The organism is Kibdelosporangium philippinense, from assembly GCF_021390435.2.
In the GTDB taxonomy this organism is placed as follows: domain Bacteria; phylum Actinomycetota; class Actinomycetes; order Mycobacteriales; family Pseudonocardiaceae; genus Kibdelosporangium; species Kibdelosporangium philippinense.
This window is the reverse complement of the sequence record NZ_JAJVCN010000005.1, coordinates 387,501-402,533: the sequence shown is the minus strand read 5'-3', so window position 1 is coordinate 402,533 and position 15,033 is coordinate 387,501. Positions and strand designations below refer to the sequence as shown.

Here is a 15,033-nt window from a genome sequence, read left to right as displayed (position 1 = left end):
GACGCTACCGCCTCAGCGTGATCGCCGAGGCGGCGTCGGTGGCACCCCAAGGGCGGAGAAGAGGGTAATGAGCAACGACATCGTCATCACCGGGCTGGGCGCGACCACACCGCTCGGCGGCGACGTGACGTCCACATGGGACGCATTGCTTGCCGGAAAGAGTGGCGTGGCCCCGATCGCGGCGAGCTGGCCCAAGGACTTGGGGTTGCCTACCTGGATCGCCGGCGAGCTCGCGGTCGAGCCGACCGAGATCCTGCCGCGCGTCGAAGCCCGCAGGCTGGACCGCTGTGAGCAGGTCGCGGTGATCGCGTCCCGCCAGGCATGGGCCGACTCCGGGCTGGACGCCGAGACGATCGACAACGATCGCCTCGGGGTGATCATCGGAACCGGCATCGGCGGCGCGCACACCCTGCTCGGCCAGCACGACCTGCTGGAAGGCCCGGGCCTGCGCAAGGTGTCGCCGTTGACCGTGCCGATGCTGATGCCCAACGGGCCCGCCGCGCACGTCGGCATCGAACTCAAGGCCCGTGCCGGTGTGCACGCGCCGGTGTCCGCCTGTGCGTCCGGTGCCGAGGCCATCGCCTGGGCGTACCGCATGCTCAAGTCGGGCGAGGCGGACGTGGTCCTCGCCGGTGGCGCGGAAGCCGCGATCGCCGGGATCACCATGGCCGGTTTCTGCCAGGCCCGCACCATGAGCACCAACAACGACGAGCCGACGAAGGCCTCGCGCCCGTTCGACGTGCACCGGGACGGTTTCGTGCTCGGTGAAGGCGCCGGGATCATGGTCCTCGAACTGGAGGAGCACGCGAAGGCCCGCGGCGCCAAGATCTACGGCAGGCTGGCCGGTATCGGCACCAGCTCCGACGGCTACCACATCACCGCGCCGGACCCGGAGGGCGCTGGCCAGTCGCGGGCGATGACCGCGGCGATGCGCACCGGTGGCCTCAGCCCCGCCGACATCGGACACGTGAACTGCCACGCGACGTCGACTTCGGTCGGTGACGTGACCGAGACCGTCGCCATCCGCAAGGCGATCGGTGAGCACCCGATCCTGACCGCGCCGAAGGGCGCGCTCGGGCACATGCTCGGCGCGGCAGGCGCGGTCGAGGCGATCATCACCGTGCTGTCCATTAAGGACAGTGTCATTCCGGCGACGCTGAACCTCGATGAGCTCGACCCCGGCGTCGTGCACGACGTCGTGGCCGGCGAGCCGCGCAAGGTCGACCTGAAGGCCGCCATCAACGACTCGTTCGGTTTCGGCGGGCACAACGTGGCACTCGCCTTCACCTCCGCCTGACAGATGTAACAATTTCGCGACTGAGGGCCGTCCTTCCGACGAAGGGCGGCCCTCTTGGCGGTTTTAGTCGGTGTAAGTTGCGAGGTCATGCGAACCCGTCTGGTCTCGTTAACCGTCTTGTCCGTGGTCGCGCTGGTGGCGACCGGGTGTGCTTCGGAGACAACCTCGCAGGCGCCACCCAAGAAAGCCGCACTGGTGATCGCGCAGGGCGGGCTCGGCGACGAGTCGTACAACGACCTCGCGATGTCCGGTTTCACCGCGTCGACCAGGGAAAAGGGCATCGAGGGTCACCCCATCGAGTCCAATGACGTGGTCGCGCAGGGCGAGCAGTCGCTGCGCCGCGCGGGCACGTCGGGCTACGGCCTGGTGATCGACCTTGAGTTCTCGCACGGCGAGATCCTGCCGACCATCGCCTCGGCCTACCCGAATGTGCAGTGGGCGTTCCTGAACAACAAGATCGACGGCCCGAACATCACGTCGGTGCTGTTCGCCGAGCACGACGGGTCCTACCTGGCCGGTGCGCTCGCGGCGATGATGACGACGCAGACCGGCAACCCGAAGATCAACCCGGACAAGAAGATCGGCGTGATCGGCGGTACCAAATCTGTCGGTATCGACAAGTTCCTGTCGGGCTACATCCAGGGCGCCAAGGACGTCGACCCGTCGGTCGAGGTGTTGACGGCCTACAGCAACGCCTTCGGCGACCCGACCAAGGGTTCCCAGCTGGCGGAGACCATGTTCCAGCGGGGCGCGGACATCGTGTACCACGTGGCCGGTGGCACTGGCGCGGGCGTGATCGAGGCGGCGAAGAAGAACAACCACTACGCGATCGGCGTCGACGACAACCAGGACAAGCTGGCTCCCGGGTTCGTGCTCACCAGCGTGCTCAAGCGCGCTGACCTGGCGGTACGCCGCCTTGTCGACGCGTACGCGGACGGCAAGCCGCTCGGCGGTCAGGTGATCAACCTTGGTCTTTCGGATGGCGCGGTCGGCCTGACGGACTTCGAGTTCACCCGCAACGAGATCCCGGAATCGGTCCGTACCAAGGTCGACGAGCTCAAGCAGAAGATCATCGGCGGCCAGCTGAAGGTGTGGAACGTGATCGACCAGGGCTATCCCGCCTGGTTGCAGGGCTGAGAATGACCGTCCGCCTTGGCGCACGGGACATCTCGCGCGCGTTCGGACCGGTGCGCGCCAACGAAGGCGTCAACGTCGAGGTCCAGGCGGGCACGGTGCACGCGGTCGTCGGCGAGAACGGCGCTGGCAAGACCACGTTGATGCGCATCCTTTACGGGCTTGACCAGCCGGATTCGGGCACGGTCGTGATCAACGACCACCCGGTCCGGCTGCGCGGCCCGGCCGACGGCATCGGCCACGGAATCGGCCTGGTGCCGCAAGAACTGGCGATGATCGGGTCACTGACCCTGCTGGAGAACCTCGTTCTTGGCACCGAGCCTCGTCGTGGGCCACGGATCGATTGGGCTGCCGCGCAGACCGAAGCTTCAGAACTCGCGGCCAGGGTCGGCGTCGAACTGCCGTGGACAGCCTTGGCGGACAACGTGTCCATCAGCGTCCGTCAGCAGGTGGAGATCCTGCGCGCGTTGCGGCGTGGCGCGGACGTGCTGATCCTCGACGAACCCACGGCCGCGTTGGCGCCCGCGCAGGTCGATGATCTGTTGCAGTTGTTGCGCGGCTTGCGGGATGCCGGTCGTACAGTCGTTTTCATCAGTCACAAAGTGGACGAAGTGCTCGCGGTCGCCGACGAGATCACGGTTCTGCGTGGCGGCAAGGTGATCACCACACGTCCAGTGGACGAAGTGGACCGTGGTTCGCTGATCGAGCTGATTGTCGGTCAGCACGTGCGGTTCAGCGAGTTCGCGTCCTCGGCCGTGATCGGCGACGAGGTTCTGGTTGTCTCCGGTGACGTGCCGCTTTCCGTTCGTGCCGGTGAGATCGTCGGTGTCGCCGGGATCGCGGGCAGCGGCCAGGACGAACTCGTCGAACGGATCGTCGGACTGCGCCGATCGGCCGATCGGATCACCTTGGCTGGCAAGGACATCACTACGCTGCCAGTGGACCGCAGGCGGCTGGCTGGGCTCGGGTACATCTCCGGTGAACGCCGGTCGGAAGGCCTGTCGATGGACGCTTCTCTTGCGGACAACGCAATCGCGGGCGCCCATCGGACGCTTGGCCGGTACGGCTGGCTTCGGCCATCAGCTGTTCGCGCGTACGCCAAACGGGTGCTGGATGGTTACTCCGTCCGATATGGACGGATCTCGGCCGCCGCACGGACGCTGTCTGGCGGCAACCAGCAGCGCGTGGTCATCGGCCGTGAACTCGACCGGCATCCGAAACTCCTGGTCGCCGCGGGGCCGACGCGCGGGGTCGACGTGCTGGGCATGTCGTACATCCACGACAAGCTCAGGGCGTTGCGGGACAACGGATCCGCCATCCTGCTGGTGTCCGAGCAACTGGACGAACTCCTGGACCTGTCCGACCGGATCATCGTCCTGCACGGCGGCCACATCGCCGGTGAAGTCCCCGGCGGGCCTGACAGCCGCAACGCCGTCGGCACCCTCATGCTGGGCAGGAAAGCCTCGTGAGTGTTTATAAGGGTTCTAACACGGATAACCACTCACGAGCTTTTATCAGGGCCGTTGTGCCGTTTGTGATCGCGTTGGTGCTCGGCGGGATCGTGCTGCTGGCTACCGGGCACAACCCGCTTGAGTTCTACCAATTGCTTGTTCGGGAGGCGTTCGGCGGGACCGACCGGATCGCGGCGACGCTCGCGGCCGCCACTCCCCTGCTGTTCACCGGTCTGGCCACGGCGATCGCTTTCCGGGCCGGGGTTTTCAACGTCGGCGTCGAGGGTGGTTTCGTTTTCGGCGGCCTGATCGGCGCGACTGTCGCGGTGCACGCGGATTTGGTTGCCGGGATGTTGGCGGGTGCGCTCGCTGGCGTGCTGGTCAGCGCGGTGCCTGGGTGGTTGAAAGCGCGGTGGAACGTCGACGAGGTCGTCACCACGTTGATGTTCAACTTCGTAGTCGCCGGGCTGACCGGCTGGCTGGTCACCACGTTCTTGCAGGCAAGGGGTGTCGCGAACTCCGCGACGCCGTTGATCCCGCAGAGCTCGTGGCTGCCTGATCTGCTGCCGCCGTATGGGCTGACCTCAGGTGTGCTCGTCGCGTTGGCGTTGGTCGCGTTGTACGCGGTGTGGATCCGGCATTCGGTGCTTGGGTACGAGTTGCGTCAGACCGGGTTGAACTCGCGGTTCGCCGCCGCGCAAGGGATCCGCGTTGGGCGCGTGATCATCGTGTCGATGCTCATTTCGGGTGCCATCGCTGGGCTAGGTGGCGCAGCGCACGCGTTGGGTGTCGTACACCGATTCGTTGACGGGTTCTCTCCCGGCTACGGCTTTACCGGAATTGCTGTGGCACTTCTTGGCCGCAACAGTGCTGTCGGGGTTGTGCTCGGCGCGATCCTGTTCGGCGCGTTGGCTTCCGCGGGCACGACCGCGCAGCTGTTCAGCCACATCCCCTTGGACATCGTCGACGTGTTGTCCGGGACTGTGATGATCTTCGCGGTGGTCCGGCTCTGGCGGCAGCGATGATCACTGGACTGCTGATGTCCGCGCTGCTGCTGTGGACCCCGCTCGCGCTGGCCGCGCTGGGTGGCTTGCTGCATCGCGTCGGCGGGGTCGTGAACATCGGCCTTGAAGGGCAAATGCTCGCCGGAGCACTGGTCGGGGCGCTCATTTCAGGCGCGACCGGCAACTGGGTGCTCGGCGTGCTCGCGGCTGGCGCGACCGGTGGGCTGCTCGGGCTGCTGATGTCGTTGACCATCACCAGGCTCGGCGCGAACGAGATCATCGCGGGGCTCGGCTTCACGATCGTGATCAGCAGGCTGATCGGGTACCTGCTGCGCAGCGTTTTCGAGGTGTCCGGCACGTTGCGCGTGGCCGGGCTCGATCCGCTGCCGCGCGTCCTCGGCGTCGATCCGTTGTTCTGGCTGGCGATCCTGCTTGTCCCGGTGATCGGCTGGTCGTTGCGAAACACGGTTGGCGGACTGCGGCTTCGTGCCACCGGCGACGGATTCGACGCGGCAGGCGCACTCGGGTTGCCGGCCAGCGGGATACGGGACATCGCGGGCGTTTTGGCCGGTGTGCTCGCCGGAATCGCTGGATCGCACCTTGTTCTCGGCCAGGTCGGGCTTTTCAATGAAGACATGGTGGCTGGGCGCGGGTTCATCGCATTGGCCGCGTTCTACTTCGGCCGCGCGCGTCCGTTGCCGACGGCGCTCGCGTGCCTGCTGTTCGCGGTGTTCGACGCCACACAGGCGCGGCTGCAGACCGGCGGAGTGCCGGCCCAGCTGATCCAGACGCTGCCGTATCTTGTGGTCATCGCGGTTCTGACGGCAACGGCCGTGCGCGATGTTCGGGGAAAAGCTCGAAGGGCAGGCTGACATATGGCCGATAGCGGCAAAACAGTCGCGTTAATTATGATCGACGTGCTCGACGCGTTTTTCGCGCCCGGCAAGCCGGCCTACTATCCGGATTCGGTGAAAGTCCTCGAGCCGTGCAGGCAGCTTTTGGACAAAGCCCGCGAAGCCGACCGGTTGGTCGTGCACGCGGTGGAACGCCACCGGCCAGGACTCGCCGACTTCGAGCACAAGAAAATTCCGGTGCACTGCGAAATCGGTGACGACCAGTCACCGTACGTGGCTGGGTTTGCGCCGGTAGATCGGCCGAACGAGGTGGAGCTGCCCAAGCGCCGCTACTCCGCGTTCTACGGCACGGATTTGGACCTGATGCTGCGGGAACAAGGCGTTGAAACGCTCGTGATCGGCGGCGTGAAGACCAATGTGTGCGTCCGGGCAACGGTTCAGGACGCGTTCGCGGCCGGATATGAGATCCTTTTGGTGAAAGAGGCCACCAACTCGAACCGGCCACACCTGGCCGAGGCGTCACTCGAGGACATCGACCGCTATTTCGGGTCCGTGGTATCGCTCGAGCAGGCATTGGAGCGACTGTGAGCAGCCGGGTCGCTGTCGTCGGTTACGCCAGCATGGACCACTCGATGGAGTGCGACGAGTTCCGTGCGGCGGCAGGCACAACGTTGATCAAACGCCGTCTGTCCGACCCGTGGCCAGGAATCGGCGGCATCGCGCACACGGCGCGCGGCCTAGCGGCAGCAGGCCACGAAGTGCACGCCATCACGTGGGTAGGTGACGACGAGCCGGGCAAGGAGTACATGGACCGGCTGAGTGCCTACGGCGTGAACATCTCGGGCATCTCAACGGACAGCATCCGCACCCCGTCGTGCTACCTGTTCTACGGCCCCGACGGCGAGACGGTCGTCGTGTACGACCCAGGCGACCGCGCAGCAGGCAACCTGACGGATCGTCAGCGCGAGATTGTCGAAAGCTGCGACTGGGTGTGCCTGATGGTCGGCCCACGTCCCGCGAACCTCGAGGTGCTCGACCTGCTGACGGACTCGCAGCAACTGGCGTGGGGCGTGAAGGGCGACCCGGACGCGTACTCCCCGGGCGTCGTGCACCGGATCCTCGCGCGTGCGAGCGTTGTCAGCTTCAGCGCCCGCGAACGCGTGTTCCTCGACCGCATCGTCGCTCCGCGTACATTGCTCGAACGCACACGCCCGAACGCTCTGCTGGCGGAGACCCACGGCCCGGCTGGTGTCCGTATCTGGCGCGGCGACCTGCACGACATGGTCCCGTGCACAGAGATCGACGCGGTGGACACGACGGGCGCAGGCGACATGTTCTTCGCGGGCATGGTGGCCAGCCTGCTTGAGCACCCAGAGGAGACGCGGCAAGCCGCCGAGCGTGGTGTTGAGGCCGCGACGGCCATGCTGCTTGAGCGATTGCCTGTCAATGGGTAGCCAAGAGGTATCGAAACAGGCGTGGTTCCTTCGGTGCTCAGCCGACGAGGTTGCCGACCGCGCTGTGTTGGTCGGCGACCGTGGCCGCGTCACCAAGGCGGCTGGCCTTCTCGACAACCCTCGGGTGCTCAATGAGGACCGTGGGCTGAGCGCCGTGACCGGTACCTATGAGGGCCGTCTCGTGACCGTGGCCGCGTTCGGCATGGGTGCACCCATTGCCGGGGTTGTCCTGCACGAGCTGGCCATGCTGGGTGTTCGGCGGTTCCTGCGCCTGGGGACCGTGCTTGGTATCGGCGGGACTTCGCTGGGGTCTTTCGTGCTCGCCGAGGGAGGAGTGCGGAACGAATCCACGTCTGGCACGTATTTGCCAGCGGGCTTCCCGGCTATCGCGTCCCACGCTCTCAACACCTCGCTGCGCTCGGTGCTGTCGGCCGGGTCGCGGCCGTGGACGGCCGGGTTGATCGCGTCGTACGACGGCTTCTACACCGAGATGTTCGCCGCCGAACCCGCCCGTGCCGCGGAAACACAGGCCCGGATGGAGGAACTCGGGCGCTACGGCGTGAAGGCCGTGGATATGGAGACCTCAGCGGTGCTGGTGGTCGCCCGCGCGGTGGGTGCGGAGGCCGCGTCGCTGTGCTTGGCCAGCGTGGACGGCCTCACCCAGGAGAAACTGGTCGACGGCCGCACGGAAGCCGAAGTCGAACTGATGGCGACGGGGATGAAGGCACTGGCCGCGGCCGGGGACTGAACGAACCGGAATTGTCCCCTATTGGCCAGTCTGTGCTGGGCATTTCTCGTGGCGGGGTGAGGCGCCTTCGGTGCCGACGTCGATCTTCCACTTGTTGTCCTCCTTGGTCAGCGGGAGGACGATGTGCCAGATGATGCAGCCTTCCGGCAGTTCGAGCGGGGCGTCTTCAATGGCCTGGGTGCTGGTGAAGCTCAGCAGCACACGCAGCTTCCGGTCGGGCGCCGTGTCGATTCGGTGCATCACGATGGTGCCGTCTTTGGTCGTCTTGTAGTCGCTCTGCCAGGCGGCGCGTTCGAACCCGGCGGCCCTGGCCTTGGTGACCGTGGTCCGCCACTTGTCGTAGTCCCTCGAATTGATCGAGTCGAAGTGGGTCTGCAGCATCGGCCAGATCGCGTTGGCCAGCGGATGGTCGACGACGTCCTGCAGGGCCTTCACCTGACCGTCGCCAGGTTGGTCCTCAGCCTGTACCGACGTGTTGGGCGGTGCCGGTATCTCCTGCACGGTTGTGCGCGTTGGCGGTTGGCGGTAGATCTCGCGCGCGGCGTAACCCGCTGCCGCCGCGACGACGGCAACGGCCAGCGCGACCACCCATATCCGTGGTCCGCGCTGGCCCTTGACTGCTTGCACAGTACGAGCGTGCCACGGATCAGCCGACGCGGTGAAGCCAGGTCACCGGCGCGCCGTCACCGGCACGGCGGAATGGCTCCAGTGCCTCGTCCCATGACGAGCCCAGCATCTCGTTGACCTTGTGGACGAACGACTCGCCGCCACGGCTCGCCGCGGCGACCGCGCGCAGCTGGTCTTCGCCGACCACGATGTCGCCGTTCGCAGATGTCTTGGCGCGCCACAGCCCCAGACCGGGTGCGAAACAGAACCGCTCGCCGTCCACCCCGGCGCTCGGCTCCTCGGTGACTTCGAACCTGATCATCGGCCACGCCCGCAGAGCCTGGACCAGCTTGGCTCCTGTGCCTGCGACGCCGGTCCACGAACATTCGGACCGCAGCTGACCAGCGGCCGCCGGTTGGGCGGTCCACTTCAGCTCGGCCCGGACACCGAGGGTGCCCGAAATCGCCCACTCGACGTGCGGACAAACCGCAGACGGCGACGAGTGGACGTACACCACGCCACGGGTGCTGCCACTTGTGCTCACTGCTGACCTCCGCTACTCGACGAGGAAACGTCTTCCCCTACGACCTCGCGAAGCGTGCGGTCCATCGTGGGTACAAGTCGACCCGGCGCCTATTCTGCCTCCTCACTGTGCAATTTCGCCACAGGAACTATCAGATGGCACACCAGTCACTCCGATCGGCTGATATTTTTCGGCGTGTCGCTCCGGCGTGTCGCCCCTACCGGCACTTATTCACCGGTGGATACCTCCTGCCGGTGTGGCGGCGCCCACTGGTCACCTCCTCGATTCGGATCCCGTGGCCAGGCGGGGATACGGTGGCACGCGAAGGTGGGACGGGGGAGAGATGCCATGCGGCTGATCCGGCTGGGCGACGAGACGTCCACGGTCGGTATCGACGTCCGGGCGGCACTCGCGTCGTGGGGACGTGGCGAGTCAATTGCCGGCGGGCTCGGCCTGATCGGCTGCCGACCGCCGGATTGTCCCGAACCGGTCGACGCGATCGTCATTCTGCCGCGCGGCCTGCTGGTCATCGTTGGCGTCGACTTGCCGGACCCGGCGATGCGCCTTGACGCCCCGGTCAACGGCCAATGGAAAGTCGACGGCTGGCCGTTGGTCCGCGCCGACAATGCGGTGAATCCGGCGAGTGAGGCCGTCCAAGCGGCCACCGCCGTCGTCGCACGACTTCAGTCGCAGGGCGTCGAACCGATGCTTGTCGGAACGGTCATCGCCGTCGGGCCGTACGTCTCCCGCGTGACTCAGCCGACCACCGATCTGGCCCGCGGTATTCGCATCCTTCATCCCGAACCGACGACGTTGTTGACCGCTGCCCGGGAATTGGCCGTCTATGAGGGACGCGTCTCGCCCCGTCGCGCGAATGCCATTCTGGCCGCGTTGGCGCCCAATCAACCGCCGTTCACCGATGAGGACCTCGCGGGCGAGGGCTTTACCGAATCGGCGGGCGCTGGCCTTGCCGCCGCGAGCACGCTGCTCATTCCCCGGGTACCACAGCAGGCGCCAAGCCATGCGGCTGAGCCGAAGCCTGCGGCAAAACGGTTGGGCTGGTTACCGGTAACGGCTGTTTTGTTGGTCGGACTTCTGATCGTCACCGGCATCATCGTCGCGATTGCGGCGACAGGTGACGAACCTGAGGCCACCGAAGGGCCGCAGACATCGGTGAGCGTCGCGCAACAAGCCAGTCAAGTGGTCGACGGTGTCGCATACACCCCGAAAGGCAAGGTAGAGGACACCGACTGCGCCGCTCGGACATTCGGTGATATGCAAGTTTGGCTCCAAGCGAACCGGTGCGTCGGACTCACGCGATCGCGGTATGAGAGCACTGCGGGTAATGACGCAATCGCAGTACTGGTCGCTGATCTCACATTCCAAGATGCCACAACCGCAGAAGCGTTCTTGAAAGTCGCGACCGCCCCTGGTACTGGCAGCGTCACCGATCCGGCCGCACAGGGAACGCCATGGCCGGACGGCCGCAAGCCGATCTTCGAGTCGGCCGCATATCAGGCAAAGCAGACCGGCTCGGTAGTCCGGATTGTTCAGCTGATCTGGTTGAACAAGGCAACCACGCCGGACGATCCAGCACTGCAGACCGCGGCGACCAGGTCACTGAACCTACCTGCTTAATGACCAAATGGCCACGCTGTCAACCCGATCAAGCGGCGGGAGAACTTCGCTCTGGTTCCGCCAGTCGGAGCACTGGCTATCGCAATGTGCTAAGAGCGGGGAGGAGTCCGCTCGCGTAGGAAAAGGATCGCCCAGGTCACGCGAGGCCAGCCGGGTAACTTCTGGACTAAAAGACAGAAGAAAATGCCGGACGGGTTTATTTCGATGGCATCGCCGTGGTTATCATTGACACCAGGCTGGGGCTACACCGAAACTCACCACACGGAGGAACCGTGGCACAGAAGACCGTCGTCGAGCTCGTCGACGACCTGGATGGCGGAATAGCCAACGAGACTGTCGCGTTCACGCTCGACGGAGTCGAGTTCCAGATCGATCTCTCCGAACAGAATGCGACCAGGCTGCGGGACTCTCTCGAACCATATGTCGCGGCCGCGCGCCGAACCGGCGGACGCAAGCAGCGACTTGCCCCGGGTGGCGACGCCGCCGGAAAGAAGTCGACAGAAGACGCCGCACAGAATCAAGCGATCCGCGAGTGGGCGCGTTCGCAGGGCAAGACTGTCGCGGAACGCGGCAGGCTGCCGCACGCGCTGGTGGTCGAGTTCAAGGAAGCCCACGGCGGCTGACTTCCATAGCTTGAGGAAAAAGCTCCCCGGTATGCCACCAGTCGCGTACCGGGGAGTTGTGCGTAAACGGTAAGTCACCAACTCGGTAGCCTTCGGTAGCAACACGTGTCGATCATGTTGCGGGGCGTGAGAACCTTATTGACATTGGCCGCACTTATGCCGTTGGTTTATGGGCAGCATCAGCCCTTCACGAGAGGCAGCCGGGTGGCGGCCACACAGTTTTTGGACATACCAGGCGGTCGGCTGGCGTATGACATACAAGGCCAGGGCCCCTTGGTCGTCTGCGCGCCCGGATTGGCCGACGTCCGGTCGACTTACCGCGAGCTGACCGCGTTGCTGGTCACCGCGGGTTTCACCGTCGCGACAATGGACTTACGCGGCCTCGGCGAATCATCGGCGAACTGGCCGTCGTACACCGACTCGGACATCGCGAGCGACATGATCGCCTTGGTACAGGCATTGGACGCGGGTCCGGCGATATTGGTGGGATGCGACTACAGCGCGGGCGCGGCCGTAGTGGCGGCGGCCAATCACCCGGAGAAGGTCGTAGCCCTGCTGTTGACGGGTCAGCGCATGCGGGAACACGCGGCGAATTACATCTCCGCGGCTGGCCGATGGTTGATCAGGAGACCGCGAATAGGCCGGTTTCTCTGGAACCGCGCGTGGCCATGGCTATGGGGCCCACACAAGCCCGCGGACTTCACGGCGCGACAGGAGGCCGTCGCCGCGAATCTGGCCGAGCCTGGGCGCTACGACGCCGTGCGAGCGATGCTGCGGCCGGGAACGCAATGCTGCGAGATCGCGATGCCGCACGTAACCTGTCCGGTGTTGATCACGTCCGGCGACGCCGATCCCGCGTTTTCGAACGTGAGCCCGGAAACCGAAGCCCGATATGTGGCCGCCCGGCTCGCCGGACCGACAGTCATCCAGATGGTGCACGGAGCCGGGTATTACCCGCACGCCGAGCAACCCGATCATGTCGCTTCGATCTTCCGCGATTGGTTGGCAACCAACCATCAGTTAAAGCTCTTGGGAAACGATTGACAACCCGGTTGACCCGGCGTCACAGTTCCACGCATGACCATCTCCCGCCGAAACCTCATGCTGGCGGGCGCCGGAACACTTGCGGCCGGTGCCTCGCTGGTTTCCCCTGCGTCGGCAGCGGCCTCCGCGGTTGACTATCCCGGCGCAGAATGGATTCCAGCTACTTCGTCGAACTACACGGCGAGCAACCGGCCGTCGACGTATCCGATCAATGTCGTGGTCATTCACGTGACCCAGGAGTACTACCGGGACGCGATCGCGATCTTCCAGAATCCGGCGCGGAAGGTCTCATCGCATTATCTGGTCCGTTCCGGCGACGGCCACATCGCGCAGCTGGTCAGGGAGAAGGACGTCGGCTGGCACGCGGACAACTGGAACTACAACACCCGGAGCATCGGCATCGAGCACGAGGGGTGGGTTGACCAGCCCCAGTGGTTCACCGCGCAGATGTATGCGGCTTCGGCGGCTCTGGTGCGGGCAATCTGTGCGAAGTACGGGATTCCTCGGGACCGCGGGCACATCATCGGGCACAACGAGGTTCCTGGCGCGACTCACACGGACCCAGGCCCACTGTGGGACTGGAACAGGTACATGCGCCTGATCAACAACTAAAACCCCAGGTCATCCGTCGTGAGTGGTTACGCCGGTTAGAACCGACATAACCACTCACGACAAACAAATGCGGAAAGGGCCCCACAGTCACCCATGGAACCCTTCCCGAAAGAATATTGCGGCAGCGACCTACTCTCCCACACCGTACCCAGTGCAGTACCATCGGCGCTGAAGAGCTTAGCTTCCGGGTTCGGAATGGGACCGGGCGTTTCCTCTTCGCTATGACCACCGCAAACCTATGAAAATATCAGACCACACCCGCCGTGTTCAGGGTGCCCGGTCTAGTATTTCAGAAACCGTACAGTGGATGCGTAACATCTTTGTGAGCAAGTCCTCGGCCTATTAGTACCAGTCAACTCCACACGTTACCGTGCTTCCATCTCTGGCCTATCAACCCAGTCGTCTAGCTGGGAGCCTTAACCCACAAAGGGTGGGAGACCTCATCTTGGAACGAGCTTCCCGCTTAGATGCCTTCAGCGGTTATCCCTTCCGAACGTAGCCAACCAGCCATGCCCTTGGCAGAACAACTGGCACACCAGAGGTTCGTCCGTCCCGGTCCTCTCGTACTAGGGACAGCCTTCCTCAAGTCTCCTACGCGCGCGGCGGATAGGGACCGAACTGTCTCACGACGTTCTAAACCCAGCTCGCGTACCGCTTTAATGGGCGAACAGCCCAACCCTTGGGACCTACTCCGGCCCCAGGATGCGACGAGCCGACATCGAGGTGCCAAACCATGCCGTCGATATGGACTCTTGGGCAAGATCAGCCTGTTATCCCCGGGGTACCTTTTATCCGTTGAGCGACCACGCTTCCACAAGCCATGGCCGGATCACTAGTTCCGACTTTCGTCCCTGCTCGACCCGTCAGTCTCACAGTCAAGCCCCCTTGTGCACTTGCACTCAACACCTGATTGCCAACCAGGCTGAGGGAACCTTTGAGCGCCTCCGTTACTCTTTAGGAGGCAACCGCCCCAGTTAAACTACCCACCAGGCACTGTCCCTGAACCAGATCATGGTCCGAGGTTAGACACCCAATTCGACCAGAGTGGTATTTCAACAACGACTCCACCCTAACTAGCGTCAGAGCTTCACAGTCTCCCACCTATCCTACACAAGCCGAACCGAGCACCAATACCAAGCTATAGTAAAGGTCCCGGGGTCTTTCCGTCCTGCCGCGCGTAACGAGCATCTTTACTCGTAGTGCAATTTCACCGGGCCTGTGGTTGAGACAGCCGAGAAGTCGTTACGCCATTCGTGCAGGTCGGAACTTACCCGACAAGGAATTTCGCTACCTTAGGATGGTTATAGTTACCACCGCCGTTTACTGGCGCTTAAATTCTGAGCTTCGCCCCACAAGGAGACTAACCCGTCCTCTTAACGTTCCAGCACCGGGCAGGCGTCAGTCCATATACATCGTCTTACGACTTCGCATGGACCTGTGTTTTTAGTAAACAGTCGCTTCTCGCTGGTCTCTGCGGCCACACAACGCTCCACGCGCAAGACGCTTCACGCCACACGGCCCCCCTTCTCCCGAAGTTACGGGGGCATTTTGCCGAGTTCCTTAACCACAGTTCACCCGAACGCCTTAGTATTCTCTACCTGACCACCTGTGTCGGTTTAGGGTACGGGCCGCTTAAACACTCGCTAGAGGCTTTTCTCGGCAGCATAGGATCATCCACTTCGCCTCAATCGGCTACGCATCACGTCTCAGGCTATATGAACAGCGGATTTGCCTACTGTTCGCCCTACACGCTTACACCAGTACATCCACTCACTGGCGGAACTACCTTCCTGCGTCACCCCATCGCTTGACTAATACCAAATCAGGTCCCACGCTCCACAACGCTTATCGCCCGAAGGCTCCAAACACCGCTTTGGGTGGTTAGTATCAAAGGGTTCATCATGGTCGCATCTACGCGGGTACGGGAATATCAACCCGTTGTCCATCGACTACGCCTGTCGGCCTCGCCTTAGGTCCCGACTTACCCTGGGCGGATTAGCCTGGCCCAGGAACCCTTGGTCATCCGGCGGCAGAGGTTCTCACTC

Annotated in this window: 14 protein-coding genes and 2 rRNA genes (1 of these 16 cut by a window edge); 12 read left to right on the top strand and 4 right to left on the bottom strand. The window is 64.1% G+C overall.

Annotated features, from left to right (window positions below):
• The first annotated feature begins 67 nt into the window (after window positions 1–67).
• The 8 genes from LWC34_RS55085 (at window position 68) to LWC34_RS55050 (ending at window position 7,942) form a co-directional block, all read left to right on the top strand.
• Entirely contained in the window at window positions 68–1,297 is a 1,230-nt protein-coding gene (locus LWC34_RS55085) for a beta-ketoacyl-[acyl-carrier-protein] synthase family protein (protein ID WP_233734690.1), read from the top strand.
• Window positions 1,298–1,384: 87 nt separating this feature from the next.
• A complete protein-coding gene (locus tag LWC34_RS55080) occupies window positions 1,385–2,434 on the top strand; it encodes a BMP family lipoprotein (protein ID WP_233734688.1) in 1,050 nt (349 codons plus the stop codon).
• A 2-nt stretch (window positions 2,435–2,436) separates the two neighbouring features.
• Window positions 2,437–3,900, top strand: coding sequence for an ABC transporter ATP-binding protein (locus LWC34_RS55075; RefSeq protein WP_233734686.1), 1,464 nt, complete (start codon window positions 2,437–2,439; stop codon window positions 3,898–3,900).
• A 56-nt stretch (window positions 3,901–3,956) separates the two neighbouring features.
• Window positions 3,957–4,907, top strand: a complete 951-nt coding sequence (locus LWC34_RS55070) for an ABC transporter permease (RefSeq protein WP_233734684.1) — start codon at window positions 3,957–3,959, stop codon at window positions 4,905–4,907.
• Window positions 4,904–5,758 (top strand): ABC transporter permease, encoded by an 855-nt coding sequence (locus LWC34_RS55065; RefSeq protein WP_233734682.1) that lies wholly within the window; start codon window positions 4,904–4,906, stop codon window positions 5,756–5,758. Before LWC34_RS55070 ends, LWC34_RS55065 begins: the two co-directional genes overlap by 4 nt.
• A gap of 36 nt (window positions 5,759–5,794) precedes the next feature.
• A complete protein-coding gene (locus LWC34_RS55060; protein ID WP_235731423.1) occupies window positions 5,795–6,328 on the top strand; it encodes a cysteine hydrolase family protein in 534 nt (177 codons plus the stop codon).
• Complete coding sequence (locus LWC34_RS55055) at window positions 6,325–7,194, top strand: carbohydrate kinase family protein (protein ID WP_233734678.1); 870 nt, start codon at window positions 6,325–6,327, stop codon at window positions 7,192–7,194. The genes LWC34_RS55060 and LWC34_RS55055 overlap by 4 nt, the downstream gene beginning before the upstream one ends.
• Window positions 7,187–7,942, top strand: coding sequence for a nucleoside phosphorylase (locus LWC34_RS55050; RefSeq protein WP_233734676.1), 756 nt, complete (start codon window positions 7,187–7,189; stop codon window positions 7,940–7,942). Before LWC34_RS55055 ends, LWC34_RS55050 begins: the two co-directional genes overlap by 8 nt.
• 18 nt (window positions 7,943–7,960) lie before the next feature.
• Here LWC34_RS55050 and LWC34_RS55045 read toward each other — a convergent pair whose 3' ends face one another.
• A complete protein-coding gene (locus LWC34_RS55045; RefSeq protein WP_233734674.1) occupies window positions 7,961–8,569 on the bottom strand; it encodes a hypothetical protein in 609 nt (202 codons plus the stop codon).
• A gap of 19 nt (window positions 8,570–8,588) precedes the next feature.
• A complete protein-coding gene (locus tag LWC34_RS55040) occupies window positions 8,589–9,092 on the bottom strand; it encodes a DUF3145 domain-containing protein (RefSeq protein WP_233734672.1) in 504 nt (167 codons plus the stop codon).
• Between the two features lie 327 nt (window positions 9,093–9,419).
• Between LWC34_RS55040 and LWC34_RS55035 the strand changes: the two genes are divergently transcribed.
• From LWC34_RS55035 to LWC34_RS55020, 4 genes are all read left to right on the top strand, one after another.
• Window positions 9,420–10,709, top strand: a complete 1,290-nt coding sequence (locus tag LWC34_RS55035; RefSeq protein ID WP_233734670.1) for a hypothetical protein — start codon at window positions 9,420–9,422, stop codon at window positions 10,707–10,709.
• A 272-nt stretch (window positions 10,710–10,981) separates the two neighbouring features.
• Window positions 10,982–11,332, top strand: coding sequence for a histone-like nucleoid-structuring protein Lsr2 (locus LWC34_RS55030; RefSeq protein WP_233734668.1), 351 nt, complete (start codon window positions 10,982–10,984; stop codon window positions 11,330–11,332).
• A gap of 126 nt (window positions 11,333–11,458) precedes the next feature.
• Window positions 11,459–12,376, top strand: a complete 918-nt coding sequence (locus LWC34_RS55025) for an alpha/beta fold hydrolase (protein ID WP_233734667.1) — start codon at window positions 11,459–11,461, stop codon at window positions 12,374–12,376.
• Between the two features lie 33 nt (window positions 12,377–12,409).
• On the top strand, window positions 12,410–12,988 hold the full coding sequence (locus LWC34_RS55020; protein ID WP_233734665.1) for an N-acetylmuramoyl-L-alanine amidase: 579 nt from the start codon (window positions 12,410–12,412) through the stop codon (window positions 12,986–12,988).
• Between the two features lie 116 nt (window positions 12,989–13,104).
• On the opposite strand, the gene rrf is transcribed toward LWC34_RS55020, so the two are convergent.
• Both rrf and LWC34_RS55010 read right to left on the bottom strand, forming a co-directional pair.
• Window positions 13,105–13,221, bottom strand: a 5S ribosomal RNA gene (gene rrf / locus LWC34_RS55015).
• Between the two features lie 89 nt (window positions 13,222–13,310).
• Window positions 13,311–15,033 (bottom strand): 23S ribosomal RNA (locus tag LWC34_RS55010); it runs 1,397 nt beyond the window's last position.